Raw genomic sequence first — 21,196 nt, forward strand, 5'->3', positions numbered from 1 at the left:
CCATAGCCCATTGGCATTTGACCGTAGCCCATTGGCATCTGACCGTAGCCCATCGGCATTTGGCCTTGACCCATTGGCATCTGACCGTAGCCCATTGGCATCTGGCCATAAACTCCCGGATCCATTTGCATTGGTTGCTGGAATGGACCTGTTTGTGCTCCCATTACAGCTCCACCAGGATTATAGGCTGGAACCGGCGGAATAAAGGATGATTCATCATCAAAGTCGTGCGGCATATAGGTTGGCCCTCCCGCCATCGGCATGGTTACAGGCGGTACGTATCCTGTTGGCATTGCCCCCATTCCGGGTCCTGGCATTCCGGCTACTGGCTGGAATGGCATATACGGTTGAACAGGAAACCCTCCAAAAGGTGGACAAAATCCAGAACCAGGCAAGATTGGTGTAACCGGCACACAATACTCCTGCTGTGGCATAACAATCGGCGCTTCCATTGGTGGTGGCGCTTGGATTGGCATTTCTTTTGGCGGCAGCATTTGGACTGGTGCTTCCTTTGGAGGCACTGGTGTCTTAGGCATGGTGATTGGTTTTTCGATTACTTTTTCCTTCGGTACTTCCGGTTTAACCTCTGGAAGGATATTCACAGGCTTCGGCGGAAGCTGCGGCTGTTCTACTTTCATTTGTTGCATATTCATCATGTAATAATTGTTCACATCTATTTCCGGGATAATTTGCAGGGGCATTTTTGGTGTATAAGGGGCTTTTGGTGCTTCTTTGGCAATTGGCACTTCTTTGACAGGTACCTCTTTGATTGGGACCTCCTTGATTGGAACCTCTTTCTTTGGTACCGGCATCTCTTTGACAGGCTGCTCTTTTAGCGGAACCTCTTTTTTGACTCCTGGATTTGAAACGGGCCCTTCTTTTTTTATCGTTCCACCTGTGGTCGGGACTTTAATTTTCATACCGGGCATAATCATATCAGGATTACTGAGCTGTGTATTTAATTTTTTCAGCTCTTCAAAGTTCACGCCGTACTTCTTGGCGATCTTCCAAAGAGTATCCCCTTTCTGTACGATATGGATTTTCACTCTGACTTCCCTCCTATGCATAAGTCCATATAGTCTATGTGAAAATGGGCAAAGTGCTAATAATCTTCACAAAAACTTATGCGCATTTTAAAAAAAATATGTTTGTACGAGTCAAAAGTGGTTTTCTGTATGGGCTTTGTCGTTTTCCAATTTTATAGTGGTATGTTAAAATTGTTCATTATCCGACTGTTAGGGAGCGTTTATTCGAAATGGAACAAAGAAAAATACTTGGAGAAGAACGAAGAAACTTTATTCTACAATTATTAAAAGACAGCCCGGCACCGATAACGGGAAGCGAGTTGGCCGAAAAAACAAATGTCAGCAGACAGGTTATTGTCGGAGACATTACTCTGTTAAAAGCAAAAAGTGAGCCTATTATTGCGACTAGCCAAGGGTATATTTATTTAAAACAAGCAAGCGGGATAGCTGTCCATGAAAGAACTATTGCTTGTAAACATACACCGGAGGATACAGAAAAGGAACTGCTTTTGTTTGTCGACCATGGAGTCACGGTCAAGGATGTTAAAATTGAGCATGCCGTTTATGGGGACCTAACTGCATCCATTATGGTATCGAACCGCCAGGAAGTCCTGCAGTTCATGGATAAGGTCCGAAAAACGAAGGCAGCGTTTTTATCTGAGTTAACGGGAGGCATTCACCTCCATACGATTTCTGCTGCCAGTGAAGCTGCTCTTGATCAAGTAGAGGATGCTTTACGCAGAGAAGGAATTTTAATGGAATAGCCTACGACCGCTGTAAGTGCGGAAAATAAAGGTCACCGTAGAGAACTTTTCTACGTGACCCATTTTTTTTTTTTTACCTCTATTCGGTAACGTAGGACGTCTCTACGTTACCCTAATCCTGCTCTTTCTCCTGTTCTCGGTCACGTAGGACCTCTCTACGTTACCCAAATCCTTTCTCTCTTCTGTTTTCGGTCACGTAGAGCCTCTCTACGTTACCCAATTTCTTTCTCTCTCCTGTTTTCGGTCACCTAGAAACCCTCTACGTTACCCAATTTCTTTCTCTCTTCTGTATTCTGTCACGTAGAAACCCTCTACGTGACCCAATTTCATTCTTTCTTCTGTTTTCGGTCGCGTAGAACCCCTCTACGTGACCCATTTTCATTCTTTCTTATGTTTTCGGTCGCGTAGAACCCCTCTACGTGACCCATTTTCATTCTTTCTTCTGTTTTCGGTCGCGTAGAACCCCTCTACGTGACCCATTTTCATTCTTTCTTCTGTTTTCGGTCACGTAGAACCCCTCTACGTGACCCATTTTCATTCTTTCTCCTGTTTTCGGTCACGTAGACTAACTGCACCAATTTCCAGACAAAAGCGGATAGATTTAAAAAAATGAACCCAAATAATGGGTCCATGTTTAGTCCAATTTCACATTTAACTTAGGATAACTACCTAACAGGGTTACACCACAGCCCAAGGCCTCGAGCTCGGCAATGGCACCAGGGATTAACACTTCATCCAACTTCATTTCCACATCAATAATAAAGAAATAATTACCGATCCCTGTTTTCATCGGTCTTGATTCAATCTTAGACAGGTTAATTTTCCTCCAGGCAAAAGCGGACAGTACTTGATGCAATGACCCGGCCTGGTCGGATGGAAGAGTCACCATCAGAGTGGTTTTATAATGCGAAGCACCACTCATTAATTGAAAATCAAGATTGTTAACCGACAATACAACAAAACGGGTGTGATTATAGTCAAAATCATGAATATCCCTTTTCACGATCGTCAAACCGTATTCTTGGGCAGCAAGCTCATTGGCAATGGCGGCCGCGTTCAAACCAGGGTTCTCCAATATCAGCTTTGCCGCTGCAGCCGTTGATGATACTGCCTCATTCGGGACACCTTTATAATGCTTATGTAAAAATTTGTGGCACTGGGCAATTGCGTGAGAATGGCTATAGATTTTCGTAACATTCTGCCAATTTAAGGCATTATCAGGGTGAACCATTAGATGCTGTTTAATCGGCAACGTAATTTCCCCAACGATTGGGATTTGAACCTCTTGGGTTAAATAATCAAGCGTAATATTGACGGATCCTTCTAAGGCATTTTCCAATGGGACTACTGCGAAGTCTACCTGCTGCTCGACCACTGCGTCCATACATTCCGGTATTGTTCGAAAGGCCGCTAGCTCACCTTCCGGGAATGCCGTTCTGACAGCAATCTCACAAAAAGTAGCTCTAGGTCCCAAATATCCAATTTTCACGTTTCTCCTACTCCCTTTCTATACTAAAGGAAGTGCCGGACAGGAGCTAACGGTTTCCCGTTACGCCCCTGTTCCCAGCACTTCAACCTTCTCTACAAATTCAAGTTTTTTCAATCTTGCAAGTAGATCATCCATTTCATTGGTCATACCAGAAGTATTTAATGAAAGGGTGACATTTGCCCGCCCTTGCAGCGGAATCGTCTGGTGAATGGTCAAGACATTACAGCCAGAATCCGCTACAACGCTTAGCAATTTTGAAAGGGTACCGGAACGGTCATCTAGATGAAAGAACAAGGAAACCAGCCGTTCTTGTTTAATCGTTGAAAAAGGAAACACTGTATCTTTATACTTATAAAAAGCACTGCGGCTCAAATTGACTTTTTGAACTGCTTCCCCAATCGACTCTGCTTTTCCCCTTTCAAGCATTTCCTTTGCCTGAATGGTTTTTCTCATGGCTTCCGATAATACATCCTCTCGGACTAAATAAAACTTTTTCTCTGAGTGATCCATTCTCTCTTCTACCTCTTTAAGGCCTGTCTTATTCGATAAACTCGAATTCAAACTCCAATAACCTGACAATATCCCCGTCTTTTGCTCCTCTTTCTCTCAAGGCATTATCTACACCCATGCCGCGAAGTTGGCGAGCGAAACGACGAACGGATTCTTCTCTTGAAAAATCAGTCATCTTAAACAAACGTTCCAGTTTGTCTCCAGAAAGCTCAAATACCCCATCCGGACCTCTGGTAATCTTAAACGTATCTGTACCCGCTTCGTGTTTATAGAGAACACGATTGACTCCTGTTTCCTCTTCTTCCTCATGCTGCAATGGAAACTCTGGTGTTTCCTCGAGTTTGTCGGCTACAGTAAACAACAACTCTCTTAGACCTTTTCTGGACACAGCCGAGATTGGAAAAATAGGATAATCCTCTTCCAACTGCTCTTTAAACTTTTTCAGATTTTCCTCTGCTTCCGGCATGTCCATTTTATTAGCGACAATAATTTGCGGACGTTCAGTTAACCGCAGATTATATTCCTTCAGCTCCCGATTGATCGTCTGATAATCTTCAAACGGATCTCTGCCTTCCATGGCCGCCATGTCAATCACATGAACGATGACCCTGGTCCGTTCAATATGGCGGAGAAACTGATGCCCGAGACCGACGCCGGCATGGGCCCCTTCAATTAATCCGGGCAGATCGGCCATAACAAAGCTTCTGCCATCTTCTGTTTCCACCATGCCTAAGTTAGGAACGATCGTAGTAAAATGATATTCCGCAATTTTAGGCTTTGCGGAAGAGACAACCGATAATAGAGTCGATTTTCCCACGCTTGGAAAACCAACAAGCCCTACATCTGCCAAGAGCTTTAGCTCGAGGATGACGTCTCTCTCCTGACCAGGTTCCCCGTTCTCGGCAATTTCAGGTGCCGGATTGGATGGTGTCGCAAATCGGCTGTTTCCACGTCCGCCGCGACCGCCTTTGGCAATCACTGCCCGATGCCCATGCTCGACAAGGTCGGCAATGACCTCATTGGTTTCCGCATCCATGACCACAGTACCCGGAGGCACTTTGACAATCATATCTTTAGCATTTCTGCCGTGCTGGTTCTTGGACATGCCATGCTCGCCGCGGGGCGCTTTAAAATGGTGCTGGTAGCGGAAGTCCATTAGGGTACGCAAACCCTCTTCCACTTGGAATACCACATCGGCGCCTTTTCCGCCATCTCCCCCGGCAGGGCCGCCCTTTGGCACATATTTTTCCCGGCGGTAGGCGACCATTCCATTGCCACCATCTCCGCCTTTTACATAAATTTTCACGCGATCAACAAACATTGTATTCCTCCCGTCGAATTTGTTGAAAATGCTGATTGCGACGAGAATCGCCAGGTTTTTGTGCTTACATGACTGGCATAAAAACCTCTAATGCGAGTTCGTTTTCTGAGAATTCCTTAATGCTGAAATCCATATCGGATTCCTTAGGTGCAGCAAGGAATTTTTCAATCAGTTCACTATTTCTTATTATTCCGCTAAAATCAAAAAAGAAACGAATCCCTTCGGATTGCGGGTCTATGGTTACTGATAAATGGTTTTCCTGATAAACGTCTACTGCTTGGTCCAGGCACGAAAAGAATAAATTAGACCAATCAGCTAAGGCTGAATCGTTTATTTTTCCTGAATCACCGTCTTCAAACACTTCATATTCGAGCAGAAACGACCGGCTCTCCCAGTTCGTTCTTAGCAGTAATGCCGCAAAATGAGGAACTCCCAAATTGGACAGCTTTGTCTCATGCTGTGCTTCGATGACAATTTGATCAATGACCTCTTTTACCCGGTCTATTCGATTTAAATCAAGGTTCCCTTTGATCAGCTGCAGCTTGTTTAACCAATCATGGCGCGAATGCCGCAGCACTTCAATAATATCCCACTGTTTTTCCATACATACGCTCCCAATAAAAAAATTTGGAAAAGTGTTTGCTGATAGTATATCAAAAAAATAAGCAATCGTAAGCTTTTTTTACTGAATAGAAGGTTGGGGACAATCTTTATTGAAGGATGTTCATGATATGGAAGGTATTTCCGCAAGAAGCTAAAAAGAAAACTCTAACCAAACCGGTTAGAGTTTTCTAATGGCTTATGCCTCTTGAGCTACTTCTTGAGCAACAGGGTACACGCTCACTTTTTTGCGGTCACGGCCGAAACGTTCGAATTTCACAACGCCGTCCACTTTCGCAAAAAGAGTGTCGTCACCGCCGCGGCCTACGTTTTCACCTGGATAAATCTTTGTACCGCGTTGACGGTAAAGGATTGAACCACCAGTTACGAATTGGCCATCTGCACGCTTAGCACCAAGGCGCTTCGCGATAGAGTCACGACCGTTCTTTGTAGAACCTACTCCCTTTTTAGATGCAAACAACTGAAGATCTAATTTTAATAACATTTATTCCACCTCCTGCTTTTTGAAGGTAATCTTTATGTGCTTTCCGTACTCTTCTTCGATTGTCTTTAAGGAGATCACCATTCCTTCGAGAAGAAGCTGAACTTTCTCAAATATGTCTTCCGGAAGATCTTCCGGAACAACACAGCGGAGAAAGCCGTCTCCCTGTTCAATCTCAGGTGTCACACCCGTTATGGCATGAACTGCATTAATTGAGCCAACGGAAACAGCGGATGCGCCTGCACAGACGATATCCTTGCCCCGTTCTTCAAAAAAGGCATGACCACTTATAATAAACGAATGAATGAATCCGGAGTCAGTACGATTAATCGTTACATTAATCATCCAATCAACACCTTACGCGTTGATTTTTTCGATCACAACTTTAGTGTAAGGTTGACGATGACCTTGTTTCTTACGGTTGTTTTTCTTTGCTTTGTACTTGAAAACAATGATTTTCTTCGCACGGCCTTGTTTTTCAACTTTAGCTGTAACAGTTGCGCCTTCAACTACAGGGCTGCCTACTTTCACAGTTTCACCGCCAACGAAAAGAACCTTGTCAAAAGTAACTGTTTCACCAGCTTCAACATCTAATTTTTCAATGTAGATAGCTTGGCCTTCTTCAACTTTCAATTGCTTACCGCCAGTTTCGATAATTGCGTACATGAACTGCACCTCCTTATTAACTCAGACTCGCCATCTCAGGTGCCCTGCGAATTCACGCAAGAACTTACTACCTGTTCTGTGCGGTTGTAGCACGGGTGCTACAAACATAACGTTAAAATAGTAACATATCAAATGCAAAAGTGTCAATAGGATTCGACTGCTTTTTGGGCAATCTCGTCACCATCGCCGAATTGCTTTAACACATAATAAGGCTCTACAGAATGCTGGAGAGAAAAATAGAGTTTTAACTGGACCATTTGTTCCAACAGTCCGCGATGCTCCTCTTCCGGACCCAGCAATGCTGTCTTTACGTCTGGTGTTGTTTCAATCCATACTGCTTCATCATCTGACATGCGGTGTTCTAGCAATTCCCGTTCGAGCCGAAATGCCACTGTCTCCGGGCTCAAAATCCGGCCGGTGCCGTCGCAGGTGGGGCATTTGATTTGCAACGCCTCAGATAATGTGACTTTGGTCTTTTTTCGGGTCAGCTGCAATATTCCCAGCGGTGTAAACCCGATGAGTTTGGTCCGTTTGTCATCTCGGTCGATTTCTTGTTTCATGATATCCAAAATGGCTTGCTTATCCTGTTCCCGGCTCATATCAATAAAATCAATTACCACAATTCCGCCAATATCGCGAAGGCGAAGCTGGTGCATGATTTCCTTGGCCGCCAGCAGATTGGTCTTAAAAACCGTATCTCGATAGTCCGCTTTGCCGGAAAACTTGCCTGTATTCACATCGATAATCGTCAACGCTTCGGTTTCATCAAAAATTAAATACGAACCATTATCAAGCCAGACAATCCGTTTTAATGCTTTTTCCAGCTTTTGTTCAACCGTATGGGCGGAAAAGATATTTTCTTTTCCATTATAAAAAGTAACAGCAGCAGTGAGATGTTTTTGTTCCAGCCATTTCTTTATTTCCAGGTCATCGACGACAATTTCACCATTTTTCATCCTTACAGCTTGGTTAGCGACTAGTTCAAGAAATGTGTCTTGCTGATAGAGAATGCCTGGCTTCGTTAAAGAAGCTGCTTTCGTTTGCATTTCGTGGTACTTGTCGCGCAATGAATCAAATTCTTGTTGGATTTCTTCTTCCGTACTGTTGATGCTCGATGTTCGAAAAATAAGCCCCTCTTCCTTCGTCGTTAACCTTGAACCTAGTTTGCGGAACCGGGCTTTTTGCTGTTCGTCGGCTATTTTTTTCGAAACCGATATGTATTGGCCATTAGGCAGGTAGATCAGATTATTTCCTTGGATTTCTATGATTCCCGTTACCCTGGGACCCTTGGTACCGGTTGCGTCCTTATTTACCTGTACCAGCAGCTTTTCTCCTTGATGCGCGAACGACGTAATGTTTTTCTGTTTGTCTGCTGAAAATAAATATGCTGGCAGTTCATTCCGGTGCAGGTAAGCGTTCTTGTCTTCGCCAATATTGACAAAAACAGCATTCATGCCCGGCAATACTTTGGTGATGGTCCCATAATAAATATTGCCGACCAGAGAATGCTGCTCCGGCCGGTCAATCATAATTTTTTCTATGGAATTGTCTCTTAAATAGGCAAATCTTTTTTCTCTCGACTTGTAATTTATAATTAGTGTTTCCAAACCAACGTCCTCACTTTATTAACCATAATGCCCTTATTATATCTCTTTTTAGTACAAAAAAAGAAGGTCGCTGATTTTATCGGTTAACCGTTTTTCCGTAAAGTAGGCGTGGAGAAGCTCATTTTCATCTAATGTGTGTTTCTCCCTGTCGCCAGCCTGTATAATGATCGGATGTTTGCAGCCCCGCTGGAATTTTTCCAAAACATCAATCAACAGGTCCTGTTCATTGGCAAGAATCGGCTTTAGCGCACTTGGTTTTGATTTCTTTCCGTAATAGCGCTCGAGTAAAAACCGCATAAAAATAAACCGGCGCTGTTTCCATTCATAATGGAGCGAGAACAGCAAAAAGGCGATAACCACCCATACATTCAGATGGGTTGGTGCATTTAACAAAACCAAGCCGGAAAAAATCAGCAAGCTTACGAATGAAATCACGAGAGCTTGCCGATGCGCCTCAGGAAACGACTGCTTTAAGGAAAGTGCCAGAAATACCAGTTTTCCTCCGTCGAGCGGCCAGATGGGGAATAGATTAAAGACGAGAATCATCAGGTTATAGTCGATGAACAGCTGGAAAAGATCCTCTGGAAAAAGCTGAATGGCAAACAAACCATATGCCGCTGCCATCATCCAAATATGCTGCATGGGACCAGCTAACACCACGATCGCTTCTTCTTTTAACGGTCGATTTCCGTGTTCATCCATTTCGGCCACCCCGCCAAATGGCAAGAGGGTAATCTTTTTAATTCTCCAAGAAAAAAAAGAAGCCGCCGCTGCATGCCCCATTTCGTGGATAAAAATAATCAATAAGAGTAAACAGACATCCACGAATCGGGCGGTGGCAATGGCGAGAGCAAGAATAATCCATAATAATGGATGAATATGAACAAGTTTGAGTAACCCAATTGTTTTATTCAACTCGTATCACCTTTATTGGATCGATGAACGCATCCCCTTTTTTCACCGCAAAATAGTACTGGCCTTTACTACTGTCATCGCCAGTGGAATCAGATACCGTACCAACAACTGTTTTGTTTTCGATATATTCATAGAGTTTGACTTTGATATCAGCCAAATTGCCATACCATGTTTCGGTTTGGTCCGCATGCTGGATGACGACGGTTTTCCCTAGTCCTTCTTTCACGCCCGCGAAAGTGACAAAGCCATCATTGATGACCTGTACAGGAGATCCTTTGCCTGTTTGGATCATGATTCCCTGTCCATTTTTTTCGAAGTTCTCAAGGATTTTCCCGGTAACAGGGACAGCTCCTTTTTGTACGACCTCTTGTTTATTTTCAATATCTTCTTTATCGTTAAATGGAAGAAGTGCGAGCGGTTTGCCGAAGTTTTCTTCATACCAATTGGAGACGACTGCAAACTTAAAATCCGTTTCCATGGTATTCGCGATAAAGTTTCTTGCCGAATCAAGGCTGGCCGTTTGGTTGCGGAATAAAACACCGGTCCCTAGAAAAAGCAGTATCGAGGCGAGTATCTTAAAAAAGAAGACTTCCTTTTTGAATAACGGGTGCCCGTCATCATCGTTACTGTTTATGGAGGGTGGCGAATAATTCCAATCAAATGAATCATCGTTTCCTAGCTTGACTAAAGGCCGTTCGTCTACTTTTGCTATTGTTCCCTTTTCTCTTTTCCGTCTGGCGATTCGCCGTCGTATTTCATCCGGAGTAGATCGCGCCATACCCATCAACCCTTTTCACACAGTTTGTACAAGTTTATGATGGGGGTGGACAGAGTATGACTTACCTAAAAGAAAAGGTGAATTTCTAAAACTTTTTGGGACATAAAAAAACTGCCCACAGTACTAACTATGGACAGGCAATCTATTTCATCGTACACCAAAAAACTTTTTAAGTTTACTAAACACGTTCTTGTTTTCTTCCTCTAGCGGCTGAAGCGGGATCGATTCTCCGAGAATTCTTCGAGCGATATTCCGATAGGCGATCGATGCCTTGCTGTTAGGATTCAGGGCAATCGGCTCCCCATGGTTGGAAGCACGGATCACTTCTTCATCGTCAGCAACAATCCCAATCAGTTCAATAGATAAATGCTGGGTGATTTCATCAATATCCAGCATATCACCGCTTTTCATCATATGATTCCGAATCCGGTTAACGATTAATTTCGGTGATTCCATATGCTTTTCTTTTTCCAGCAGCCCAATAATTCTATCGGCATCCCGTACAGCTGAGACCTCCGGCGTGGTGACTACAATCGCTTTATCGGCACCGGCTACGGCATTTTTATAGCCTTGCTCAATACCAGCAGGGCAATCGATCACGATATAATCATAATCTTGCTTTAATTCCGTTATGAGTTCCTGCATTTGTTCCGGTTTTACGGCTGATTTATCAACAGTTTGAGCAGCAGGGAGCAAATACAATAACCCATCAAAACGCTTATCTTTTACTAACGCCTGGTGGATTTTGCATCTACCTTCTACCACATCTACTAAATCATAAATAATTCTATTTTCAAGCCCCATTACGACATCCAAGTTTCGAAGACCGATGTCGGTATCTACCAAGCATACTTTCTTTCCTTGGAGGGCTAGTGCAGTGCCAATGTTGGCTGAGGTTGTCGTTTTACCGACGCCGCCCTTACCCGATGTAATTACGATTGCTTCTCCCACTTTAATGTCCCCCTTCTAATCTAGTTAAATTAGGCCTTATTTTGATTAAGGTTTGTATTCTATCAAAAACAATTTGGTGGTTCTCATTTATGTACGCGCATTCCATATCGTGTTTGTCCTCATTCTGCCATGCCTCGGAAATCCGATTAATGCAATCGCTAATGCGCAATTGGGAAGGCTTCAGATTGGAGGCAGCAATAACCGCCTGCTCATTTCCGTTACAGCCGGCATGTGCCATTCCTCTTAATGTCCCCATCACAAAAATATTTCCGCCAGCAATGACGGATCCACCCGGGTTGACATCGCCAATTAAGAGCAAATCCCCGGTTACTTGTAGTACTTGGCCAGAACGTACGATACTTGTAACGGTTACAACCTCTGTTTCTTCCCGTTGCCGCTTGGCCTCGTCTTTAGTTAAAACATTCGATTCAATTCCATCCACAACCAAGTTTTTCTTTTGTCGGATTAATTCTTTCAGTTCTTCCATCTGCTCATCTGTCAAATACCGGTTACCAATATTGACCGTAACAGGTAACAAGTGACGATCGTCTTGCGTTCTGGTATTGGCGGAGAGCTTTTCATCCAGCTCTCGTTTTAGCTCCTGATAGGAACAGTTGTCATCCAGATGCAAGACCAGGCCGCCCTTTGTCCCCTTTATTGTAACATTTTGCCGTTTTTTCATGGAGAATTTTTCACCTCATAAATTAGGAAAACCATCTTGGGATTTTCAAGGTCTATCCATTATTCCCTTATAAACACACACTATCTAAAAATAATTCGACAGGCTGTGTCCATTCTCCTCTTTTTTTCAATTAATCATCATTCATGGCTTCGGAAACCTTCTCAAAATAGCGTTTGAACAGGAATCCAGTTAGTAAAATAAAAATGGCGTTCAATATAAGTGTAGGATAAAACCTAAGATTGATAAAGTCCATAAATTCTAAATCAGTGACATGGATTAAAAAATTCATTTCATAAACGCCTATTTCAAGCAGAGCAACCCCAGCAAGCGAAACGATTGAGGAAACAATGAGGTTGGACTGCATCACTTGCATCACTTTCGTCACGAGGTAGGCGATGAATGGGAAGAGAAACAAGTAAATCCCCAGCACTTCCACATAGACGATATCAAATAGCAGGCCGAAAATGGCTGAGTAGATGATTCCTTTGTTTTTACCAACATAAATTGTAAAAAATAGGAGACCAGCATATAAGAAATGTGGAACTAAAATTTTGCTTTGTCCGAATACCTTCTCGGGCATAAACTGGACAAACAAACTTTCACTAATAAATAGTGCTAAAAACAAAAGAGGAAGAAGGAATTTTCTCACAAGTCCTCCTCCTTCCCATCTGACATATCGCTTGTTTCCGGCTGTGTCATTAATCGTTTGATGACCAGGACGTTTTCAATATCATAGAAATCAGCGCCTGGCTTCACTAGTGCGGTTTGGTTTAATCCGTACTGGTCAGGCTTTACGTCAACGACTTTTCCGATTAGCAATCCTTGTGGAAAAACTCCGCCAAGACCAGAGGTAATAACGGTTTGTCCTTTTTCCACTTTCGCACCAGAAGGGATTCCTTTCACTAACAATACCTTTTGTTTATCGTCGTACCCTTGGACAAACCCAAATACATTGGTATCAGATTGAATCAGGGCAGAAATCCGGTTTTTTGGATCCATGGCACTCAACAACTGGACAGTAGAGCTGAATTGGTTCACACTTTTGACTTTTCCAATTAAGCCATTGGCTGTTACGACCGCCATGTTTTTCTTGATGCCTTTCAAGCTGCCTTTGTCGATAATCAGCATCTCATGCCAGCGGTCCGGAGTTCTCCCAATCACGGTAGCTGGCGATGGGTCCATGTCTCTTAAGGTTTTTGATTCGCCGTTAATGTCCCGTAAATCTTCATTATCTTTCTTTAGTGCCTGAATTTCCGCTTCAAGGCTAGCAATTTTTTCTACCCGTGTTTTTAATTCTTTATTCTCTTTATACGTATTTTGCAAATCCTGGAGATTTTCAAAAAAGCCTGCTAAGCTGTTGGCAGGCTTTGAAACCAGGGATTGAACCCAACCGGTTGTGTCTTTAACGAATTGCTCCGGCCAAGTTAATTTACTTCTCTCCCTTAATGAAAACCCAATCAATGCCACGAGAATAATAATGCTGACGAGCAAAATGATCAGTCGTTTATTCAAAAAAAACTGTGGCATGATGAAACACCTCTATTTTTTAGATGGAACATCACGTTGCATCACCAGTTTCAGCTTCCAGCATGCTAACTTGTAAACTGGAAGCCTGGTGCTTTAACGTGAGTCCTTTGCTTTATTTTTAAACAGATGAATATGATCTAACGCATTGCCTGTCCCAATGGCCACGCAATCTAATGGATTTTCAGCAATTAAAACCGGCATCTTCGTTTCTTCACTAATAACCCTGTCCAAATTGCGAAGCAACGCTCCCCCACCAGTCAAGACGATCCCACGATCCATAATATCAGCAGCTAATTCCGGCGGAGTTTTTTCTAAAGTATTTTTCACCGCTTCGACTATTGCATAAACGGTATCATTTAATGCAGAGGCAATCTCTTTGGCAGTGATTTCAATTGTTTTTGGCAGACCTGTCAATAAATCACGGCCGCGGATTTCCATATTTTCAATGGCTTCCGGTGTGCCGGCAGAACCGATTTCCATTTTCACCATTTCTGCAGTACGGTCACCAATCAACAAGTTGTAGTTTTTGCGGATGTAGGAAATGATGGAGTCGTCCATTTCATCACCGGCAATTCGAATCGATTGGGAGGTAACAATACCCCCAAGGGAGATAATCGCCACTTCAGTCGTACCGCCGCCAATATCCACCACCATGCTGCCAGTCGGCTCCCAGACAGGAAGGTTGGCCCCGATTGCTGCAGCAAACGGCTCTTCAATGGTATAAGCGTCTTTTGCTCCCGCTTGTCTGGTAGCATCGATGACAGCCCTCTCTTCAACAGCGGTAATTCCTGAAGGAACGCATACCATGATATGCGGCTTGCCAGCAAAAACGCCTTTTGTCTTTTGGGCTTGGCGAATTAAATGTTTCATCATCGCTGCAGTTGTTTCAAAATCGGCAATGACACCATCCTTCATCGGGCGTGTAGCGACCACGTTTCCGGGTGTCCGGCCAATCATATTTTTTGCATCATTACCAACGGCAACGATTTGTTTTGTATCAGTCTGCAAAGCCACTACAGATGGCTCGCGTAAGACAATTCCTTTTCCTTTCACATATACAAGGGTATTGGCGGTTCCCAAATCAATCCCTAGGTCTTTTGTTCCAAATCCAAACATCGTGTTGTATCTCCCTTTCTGATACGAAATGCAAAAATTAATGGCAGGTGATTTACTTTCATGATCCTACCAAGGTTCTATTCCTTTTATAGCTGTGTCGACAGCGCTCTTGAAAAATCATAACCAATATTATAGCGCAACGTTAAGCAAAATCATAGTATTATAAATACCCTTTTTCCTTTAAACTCACAAACTTATTTTCCCCGATGATCAGGTGGTCCAATAAGTCGATGCCAATAATCTTTCCGCATTCGACCAACCGTTTTGTTACATCAATGTCTTCTCTGCTTGGCGCGGGGTCGCCGCTAGGATGATTATGAACCGCTATAATGGAAGCAGCGGAGCGCTTTAGTGCCTCGCGATAAACCTCCCTTGGGTGCACAATTGATGCATTGAGACTGCCGATGAAAATGGTTTGTTTATGAATGACCTGATTTTTGGTATTGAGATACAAGCATACAAAATGCTCTTGGGACAAAAAACGCATGTCATTCATCACATAATTGGCACCATCTTCTGGTGAGCGGATGACATAACGGTCAGTAAAACTTAGGTTAGCAATTCGACGGCCAATTTCAACAGCTGCCAAAATTTGAATCGCCTTGGCTGAACCAATTCCTTTTATTTCTGTTATCTCCTCTAATGTAGCGGTTTTTAACTGCCTTAGCCCTTCAAAATGGGTTAACAGGCGGTTAGATAATTGTAAGACTGATTCCTCTTTTGTACCTGTACGAAGTAGAATCGCAATTAATTCATGATTCGATAAGCTTTGCGGGCCATGCTGGATAAATCGTTCTCTTGGCCGTTCATCTTGAGGGAAATCACGGATCATTAACGTATTAGTGGACATTGTTTTCCTCCCTTTGTATGGGAGTCATGCCGAAAGGATTAATACGGCAGTTTAAACTGAAGCCGCTTTAATTCCCGAACCGTCCTGGCAACAGGGAGACCGACAACTGCAAAATAATCGCCGTTGATTTTCTTGACGAGCATGCTTCCCAGACCCTGTATGCCATATGCTCCAGCTTTATCAAGCGGTTCTCCGCTTTTCACATACGACCGTATCTCATCATCCGTTAACTCCCAGAACCATACTTCTGTTTTTTCATAAAAACGAACCGAATTGGCTGGAGATACAATGGAAACACCCGTGTACACTTCATGCTGACTACCTGATAAACCTTTCAGTATCTGAAACGCTTCTGCCTCATCAGCAGGTTTTCCTAAAAATCGGTTATCCGCAACGACAATGGTGTCTGAACCAATCACAAACGCATCAGGGTTTTTTTCGAACACAGCCTGTGCCTTGCGATGGGCCAGCTCCATCACGACCTCATCTGGCGGAAGGTCCGGATTAAAGCTTTCATCCACATTACTACTTGATATTGCGAATGGTATACGGAGATTTTCTAGAAGTTCTTTTCGCCGTGGAGAAGAAGAGGCTAAAATGAGGTTTTGCATTTCATCACCTTACCTTTATTGCTCGCGTATTGGGAGATACATTTAAATGGTATCAGAAAATGGCGAAGCAAACAATTTTTATAGCATTAAATTTTGAAGAAATATGTCAAATTATGCAAAATTATTTTTTGTTGTCACTTTGGGGCAAAAAATAACACCTGCCGCTTTCGGTCAGGCGTTATCTCGAAATAATATATTTCCCGGAAAATAGAGCAGCATGTCCACTGCAGCTATTACATAGAATAGTATATGGACAAAAAGTTTAATAAACTTTCCTGTGCCTCAGTTCGCTTTTTGGTGTCTTTTGATTTTTGATAGGACTGAATGTTGTCGAATGCACTAGATAGTGCTGTTTTTAGTTTTTTGACATTGTCATTTTTTAAGTCAGCTATTTTAAGGGATTGCTCGTCTATCGCTGGTGCTGAATCGTTTGCAACTGCTTGGGATAGTGCTTGATAGATACTAGGAACGGATTCCATGAATTTTTTATCACCGTCAGCGAGATCAGCCACTTTCTTTTCCTTTAGCACGAATGGTTTGGCAAATGCATCTTTCACTCCTGACGCTTTATAGTCAGCGCTGAGCTTTTTGGCACCCTCTATAGAATCTGCAGCTCCAATGAAAATATAATGTTTCCCATCCATTTCAAAGATTTGTGATGGTACTCCCTCTGCTGTTAGTTGATCTGCTGTTTTCTTGGCACCTTCAGTAGTGGTGAAAATCCCTCCCTGGACAAGGTATGTCGTGAATTCTTTTATAGTCGCAGAGGATTGGTTTGTGGTTTCAGTTGTCCCTTTATTCGTTTCCTCTTGTACCAGGCTGGAACTAGCTGCAGGTTCTTCATCTGGTTTCACGCTCACTAAGTTCAACATAAAAAGTCCAATCGTTGTGCCAATGAGGATGGCAAAAAACGCAGTAGTTAAAATCGAACGAATGGGCTTTCCTATCCTATTTTTAGGGTAAAATGGATTGCTTATTTTACTTTTGGTAATAGATGTTGGTTTTGCAAGGATCTCTTCCTTCTCTTTATCGGATGGCTCTGGAATAATCCAGTCGAAGCTTTCTTCAACGGACTCCTGCGCCGCAGCTGTTTCTAGGAAAACTTCCTGATTTGGCTCATTATCACTCGTTTTTATCCCGTTTAATGACGGAATGTTGTTGTCCTCTGTATCTTTATTCTTCGTTGTTTCTTGATAATCTTTTTGTTCTCCGTTTATTTTAACTGTGATTGTATGGCCGTTTTTTCTAGGCTTGTCCACGTCCCGAACTCCTTTCTGCTAGGCAGTAATTTGTTCCATCCTATCATAACGGACAAAAAAAATAACAAGACTTTTGTCGTCTTGTTATCGTAGACTTTCGCCAAATTATTTAATAGAATAATCTCTCTCTTATGGTGTTTTAGTCACAGAAGGAAACTGGAATAATGGATTTTCTTTGCCCGCTGGAGCAGGTGCCTCGATTTTAGGAACATCCACTTCTAGGTCTGCCAACTCAGGCATATAGAACGCAGAAACAGTCAGTGTATAAGATAACTTCTGTACTTCAGTTTCAGAGGTAACGTCAGTAATTTCCTTACCGCCTGAGTAGTTAATCCCCTCCACCACGACAATCCGATTTAAGGATTCCAGCGTATCAACAAATTTCTCAAATTCAGTATAGCTTGGTGACTCAACTGATAATTGAACGGTCACTTTTTTGATGACTGGTGCTGTTGCTGCAGTCTGCTGAGCTGCCTGGTCTCCAGTTGCCGTTTGTTGTGCCGTAGAATCTGCCTGTGTCGTTTTCTGTTGAGTTTGGTCCGTTGTCTGCCCGTCTGTATTTTGCTGGGCATTCGCGTTTTCATCCTTGACCTCTACGGTTCCATCTTGAGCAAAACTCATGGACTGGATTTGACTACTCGCAACAATTTCTGCTTTTTCTAAGTCCAAGACAATTTGTTCTTCTAATGGTTTAATAGGAAGCTTTTTCTGAAGTTCCCGGGTACTCTCAACAACCTTATTGGTGGTATCCTGTTGTTTCTTCGTCACGACTTCCAATAGTTTCTTCTCGGAATCAAGCGATTGCTGTTTGGTTTCCAAATCGGTTTTTAAGGGTGAAAGCATCATAAATTGTGCATAGACGATGAGGAGAACGAGCACTAGAGCGACAATACCTAAAATCATATTGTGCTTTTTAGAGAGGTGAAGCTTCATTGGCCGCTCCCTCCTTCGTCATTGGACTTTTCTGGGTTGGTTTGTTCCTTCACAACCGACTTATTAAGAGTAATCTCAAACTGCCCTGTATAACGCGGCAATATTGAATTATTCACCGTTGCTGCAGGACTAGTTGACGCTGCTGTTGCCGCACTTGGTGTTGTCGTAGTAGTAGTTGCAGCAGGTGTCGTGTTTTGAGCTGGCTGAACAGGTGACCCGGTTACAGGTACTGCTTGATTTACAATAGTGCCTGTTGCAGCACTTGGCTGAGTCGTTGTAGTCGTACTTGTACCTGTTGTTTGACTCGTTGCAGTTGTACCGGTAGTACTTGCAGCCGTTGTATCCTCTTGGGCCGCTGCAGTTAACGAGCTGAGAGTAGCATCCTCAATCCAGTCTGAACCGTGAAGGCTATTTAGAAAGTAGGCTGCTTCTCTGCTGCTATCAAATTGCACCGTCAAAGAGATAGTTCCTGCCTCTGTATAGCCAAATGATTGGATAAAGCCGCGCTCAGGCAATAGTGATGTCAGCTGACGCATAACTGGAATCGTTTGAATCGGGTAGGTATCTGCCCATTCAATCGCACTCTTAAGCTTGCTGGCCGAATCCGTCGAAGCAGTATCTTGGAGCTTTTTCTCCTCAGCCGCGCGAATTTTTTGGGTTGCTGTAATCTCACGGTTGACCGCTGTAATATCGGACTTAACGGAACTGATTTGAAAATAATAGTAAACTCCAGCAAATAAAAAGATGACTAGAAAGCCAATTAAAATGAATAGTAACGATGAATTCCTTTGTTCTTTTTGGGGGAGCAGGTTAATTTCTACTAACATCATTGCACCCCTTTTAACGCGAGACCTAGCGCAAGTAAAAGATTTGCGGGAACTTTTGCCTGCTTATTCTTTTCTTCTAAATCAAAAGAAAGCAATTCAACAGGTATTTCGAATCTTTCTTTGATTTCATCAAAGATGGCCAGAAGCATCGGATGGTCGCCATGTAATAAAAACTTGGTTATTTCCTGCTTTTGACTATTTAATGTATATCGATAAAAGTCTAATAGTTTATTAATTTCTTTAAAAATATCCTCAAACTGGGCTACCAAGTCATTGGTGTCCCCAGTATATTTGCAAACCATTAACCCCAATACGTCGTGGTTGATTTCCCATTGGTCGATATTAAACGGCAGGGGAAATTGACGCATCACGAGCGGAACAGAATTATCGAAAATACTCAAGTTCACACTTGTTAAATCAAATTGGATGGAAAACAGCAGATCATCCTCACTTGCCCGATCTAAATGGTAATAAATCCGATACAGGGACAATGGGGAGATGTCAGCGGCTACAGGATTCAGCTTGATTTTCGATAATAAATTAATATATTCGGTAACGTACTGTTCCGGCGCTGCGAATAACAGCAAGTCTTTGGTTTTACCATTATCGGAAAGCAGGTAATAATCAAAGACAGGTTCTTCAAATGGCAAATGGATACTCGCGCCCATTTCTAAATAAAGATAGCCTTTTATTTCATCGTCTTGCACGTCAGCCGGAATCGAGACTTTACGAATAATTACCAATGGGTCTGGAACAATAAACCGGACCTGTCGTCGATTAATTTTCCATTCATCCATGCATTCTTCGAGAATGCTGGACAATGAATCAGGATCGATGATTTTGCCATCGGTAACGATTCCAGGCGGCAAAAACCGTTCGTTCCAGCGCTGCGGAATAGGGGGCTTCGCTTGTTTTAGTTCCAACAAACGAATCGAGTGGTCATTGATTACCAAATTAATTATTCGATTGTGTGTGGAAAACAGGGAAAACGCCATATAATAAACCCCTTACCAATTCTTAGGAAAGAATTTGTAGATATAAGTTAATCAGTTCGTTGCCATAAAAATAGGCCACGAGAGTTCCGGCTGCAATAAATGGACCGAATGGAATCGGCTGCTGGCGTTTGACAATTTTTAAAAGCATCGCCAAACCACCAATTACGGCGCCAAATAATGTCGATAAAAAGAAGGATAATAACACCAATTTAAATCCAAGGACAAAGCCAATCAGTGCGTATAGTTTGACGTCACCAAAGCCCATGCCGCCCTTGCTTATTATAGCAATAACCAGAAGGAGCAAAAATCCTGTTAGGGCACCCAGCAAGCTATTCCACCATGGGTCTAACGGCCAAATAATTCGTTCCAATAAAAAAAACCCTGCAAACCAAATTAAAATTTTATCAGGGATGATCATATAATGAATATCAGATACGGTGATAATCATAAATAATGAAATTAACGTTAGAGCAACGACTAGTTCTCCAGACCATCCTGTAAAGTATGGTGCAGCTGCAAATAATATTCCTGTCAGCAATTCAAAGGTTGGATAGATAGGGGAAATCCGCGACCCACAGCCGCGGCATTTCCCTTTTTGGATAAAGTATGAGATTACTGGTATTAATTCGATTGGTGTTAGCTGATGTCCGCAACTTGAGCAAGCAGACCTTGGTGTAACAATTGATTTTTTCTCTGGTACTCTTAAACCAACTACATTGTAAAATGATCCAAAGATGATTCCATAAATAAAAATCACAAGATTAATCATCATTATTATCTATTAGCATTATTTACAAGAGTTTGTTCATCAGTACCACCTGAATCAGCAGCAGGATGATCAAATAATTTATATGTGTATTTTCCAGATGCTGTTTTTTCTATTTCTACATAGAAGCCAGTAGCCTTAACATGATCTAAATAATTTTTTAGCATTTGCTCTGTTAAAGTTGCTCTACTAGATGTTGAAGTTGTAGTCCCCCATGGTATAGTATTTTCATTAGCCATGTACATCTTAGCGGCATTAATAATTTGAACTCCTTCTTGGGCCTCCGCTTTATCATGAGATTTATTAATAACATTACCAATTGCTGGGATAGCTATCGCTGCAATAATCCCCAAAATAACAATAACAGCCAATAATTCAATTAGTGTAAAACCTTTCTGTTCCTTCATCTTTTGTTTGATCGCTTGTATCATTTTATCGCCCCTTCTGGTTCTATGAACCTAGTATGATTTCTCTATGAGTATACAATAAATGTAAGTAATAG

General features: G+C 42.5%; 25 protein-coding genes and 1 other annotated feature. Of the genes, 1 reads left to right on the forward strand and 24 read right to left on the reverse strand.

Annotation, left to right across the window (positions count from 1 at the left end):
• Positions 1-1,046, reverse strand: a 1,046-nt coding sequence (gene safA, locus BN2425_RS23435; protein ID WP_052352841.1) for a SafA/ExsA family spore coat assembly protein, incomplete at its 3' end; no start/stop codon positions are given.
• Between the two features lie 209 nt (positions 1,047-1,255).
• Between safA and BN2425_RS11255 the strand changes: the two genes are divergently transcribed.
• Complete coding sequence (locus BN2425_RS11255) at positions 1,256-1,789, forward strand: transcription repressor NadR (RefSeq protein WP_042459146.1); 534 nt, start codon at positions 1,256-1,258, stop codon at positions 1,787-1,789.
• Positions 1,790-2,423: 634 nt separating this feature from the next.
• Here the strand turns inward: BN2425_RS11255 and pheA are convergent.
• The 23 genes from pheA to BN2425_RS23440 all read right to left on the reverse strand — a co-directional run bounded on the left by pheA (position 2,424) and on the right by BN2425_RS23440 (position 21,125).
• Positions 2,424-3,278, reverse strand: a complete 855-nt coding sequence (gene pheA / locus BN2425_RS11260; RefSeq protein WP_042459151.1) for a prephenate dehydratase — start codon at positions 3,276-3,278, stop codon at positions 2,424-2,426.
• A 60-nt stretch (positions 3,279-3,338) separates the two neighbouring features.
• Positions 3,339-3,788 carry an ACT domain-containing protein gene (locus tag BN2425_RS11265; protein ID WP_042459154.1) on the reverse strand — a complete coding sequence of 150 codons (450 nt, stop codon included), beginning with the start codon at positions 3,786-3,788 and terminating at the stop codon, positions 3,339-3,341.
• A 28-nt stretch (positions 3,789-3,816) separates the two neighbouring features.
• Positions 3,817-5,109 (reverse strand): GTPase ObgE, encoded by a 1,293-nt coding sequence (gene obgE / locus BN2425_RS11270; protein ID WP_042459156.1) that lies wholly within the window; start codon positions 5,107-5,109, stop codon positions 3,817-3,819.
• A 64-nt stretch (positions 5,110-5,173) separates the two neighbouring features.
• A complete protein-coding gene (locus BN2425_RS11275) occupies positions 5,174-5,713 on the reverse strand; it encodes a sporulation initiation phosphotransferase B (protein WP_042459159.1) in 540 nt (179 codons plus the stop codon).
• A 195-nt stretch (positions 5,714-5,908) separates the two neighbouring features.
• Positions 5,909-6,214 (reverse strand): 50S ribosomal protein L27, encoded by a 306-nt coding sequence (gene rpmA, locus BN2425_RS11280; RefSeq protein WP_042459162.1) that lies wholly within the window; start codon positions 6,212-6,214, stop codon positions 5,909-5,911.
• Positions 6,215-6,556, reverse strand: coding sequence for a ribosomal-processing cysteine protease Prp (locus BN2425_RS11285; RefSeq protein ID WP_042459165.1), 342 nt, complete (start codon positions 6,554-6,556; stop codon positions 6,215-6,217).
• 12 nt (positions 6,557-6,568) lie between these two features.
• The gene (gene rplU, locus BN2425_RS11290) at positions 6,569-6,877 is read right to left on the reverse strand and encodes a 50S ribosomal protein L21 (protein WP_042459168.1); all 309 of its coding nucleotides are present in this window, start codon (positions 6,875-6,877) and stop codon (positions 6,569-6,571) included.
• Positions 6,878-6,890: 13 nt separating this feature from the next.
• Positions 6,891-6,973: a sequence feature (ribosomal protein L21 leader region), on the reverse strand.
• A gap of 47 nt (positions 6,974-7,020) precedes the next feature.
• Positions 7,021-8,484 (reverse strand): Rne/Rng family ribonuclease, encoded by a 1,464-nt coding sequence (locus tag BN2425_RS11295; protein ID WP_042459170.1) that lies wholly within the window; start codon positions 8,482-8,484, stop codon positions 7,021-7,023.
• Between the two features lie 48 nt (positions 8,485-8,532).
• Positions 8,533-9,399 (reverse strand): M50 family metallopeptidase, encoded by an 867-nt coding sequence (locus BN2425_RS11300; protein ID WP_042459173.1) that lies wholly within the window; start codon positions 9,397-9,399, stop codon positions 8,533-8,535.
• Positions 9,392-10,177, reverse strand: a complete 786-nt coding sequence (locus BN2425_RS11305) for a M23 family metallopeptidase (protein WP_235714615.1) — start codon at positions 10,175-10,177, stop codon at positions 9,392-9,394. Before BN2425_RS11305 ends, BN2425_RS11300 begins: the two co-directional genes overlap by 8 nt.
• A 147-nt stretch (positions 10,178-10,324) precedes the next feature.
• Entirely contained in the window at positions 10,325-11,128 is an 804-nt protein-coding gene (gene minD / locus BN2425_RS11310) for a septum site-determining protein MinD (RefSeq protein ID WP_042459179.1), read from the reverse strand.
• A 1-nt stretch (position 11,129) separates the two neighbouring features.
• A complete protein-coding gene (gene minC / locus BN2425_RS11315; protein ID WP_042459182.1) occupies positions 11,130-11,810 on the reverse strand; it encodes a septum site-determining protein MinC in 681 nt (226 codons plus the stop codon).
• A 130-nt stretch (positions 11,811-11,940) separates the two neighbouring features.
• Entirely contained in the window at positions 11,941-12,459 is a 519-nt protein-coding gene (gene mreD, locus BN2425_RS11320; RefSeq protein ID WP_042459185.1) for a rod shape-determining protein MreD, read from the reverse strand.
• Entirely contained in the window at positions 12,456-13,337 is an 882-nt protein-coding gene (mreC, locus tag BN2425_RS11325; RefSeq protein ID WP_042459188.1) for a rod shape-determining protein MreC, read from the reverse strand. The genes mreD and mreC overlap by 4 nt, the downstream gene beginning before the upstream one ends.
• Positions 13,338-13,430: 93 nt before the next feature.
• Positions 13,431-14,453: a rod shape-determining protein gene (locus BN2425_RS11330; protein ID WP_042459191.1), complete on the reverse strand. Its 1,023-nt coding sequence runs from the start codon at positions 14,451-14,453 to the stop codon at positions 13,431-13,433.
• A gap of 160 nt (positions 14,454-14,613) precedes the next feature.
• The gene (radC, locus tag BN2425_RS11335; RefSeq protein ID WP_042459194.1) at positions 14,614-15,303 is read right to left on the reverse strand and encodes a RadC family protein; all 690 of its coding nucleotides are present in this window, start codon (positions 15,301-15,303) and stop codon (positions 14,614-14,616) included.
• Between the two features lie 38 nt (positions 15,304-15,341).
• Positions 15,342-15,914, reverse strand: a complete 573-nt coding sequence (locus BN2425_RS11340) for a Maf family protein (RefSeq protein WP_042459197.1) — start codon at positions 15,912-15,914, stop codon at positions 15,342-15,344.
• Positions 15,915-16,147: 233 nt separating this feature from the next.
• Positions 16,148-17,173: an SPOR domain-containing protein gene (locus BN2425_RS11345; protein WP_042459200.1), complete on the reverse strand. Its 1,026-nt coding sequence runs from the start codon at positions 17,171-17,173 to the stop codon at positions 16,148-16,150.
• 129 nt (positions 17,174-17,302) lie between these two features.
• A complete protein-coding gene (locus BN2425_RS11350; RefSeq protein ID WP_052352842.1) occupies positions 17,303-18,106 on the reverse strand; it encodes a hypothetical protein in 804 nt (267 codons plus the stop codon).
• On the reverse strand, positions 18,103-18,933 hold the full coding sequence (locus BN2425_RS11355) for a PilN domain-containing protein (RefSeq protein WP_052352843.1): 831 nt from the start codon (positions 18,931-18,933) through the stop codon (positions 18,103-18,105). The genes BN2425_RS11350 and BN2425_RS11355 overlap by 4 nt, the downstream gene beginning before the upstream one ends.
• Positions 18,933-19,928, reverse strand: coding sequence for a type IV pilus biogenesis protein PilM (gene pilM / locus BN2425_RS11360; RefSeq protein ID WP_042459203.1), 996 nt, complete (start codon positions 19,926-19,928; stop codon positions 18,933-18,935). The genes BN2425_RS11355 and pilM overlap by 1 nt, the downstream gene beginning before the upstream one ends.
• A gap of 22 nt (positions 19,929-19,950) precedes the next feature.
• Positions 19,951-20,697, reverse strand: a complete 747-nt coding sequence (locus BN2425_RS11365; RefSeq protein ID WP_042459206.1) for a prepilin peptidase — start codon at positions 20,695-20,697, stop codon at positions 19,951-19,953.
• Positions 20,698-20,702: 5 nt separating this feature from the next.
• On the reverse strand, positions 20,703-21,125 hold the full coding sequence (locus BN2425_RS23440; RefSeq protein WP_042459209.1) for a prepilin-type N-terminal cleavage/methylation domain-containing protein: 423 nt from the start codon (positions 21,123-21,125) through the stop codon (positions 20,703-20,705).
• Between the last annotated feature and the right edge of the window lie 71 nt (positions 21,126-21,196).

Origin of the sequence: Neobacillus dielmonensis, from assembly GCF_000612665.1 — a bacterium.
Classification (GTDB): domain Bacteria; phylum Bacillota; class Bacilli; order Bacillales; family Cytobacillaceae; genus Neobacillus; species Neobacillus dielmonensis.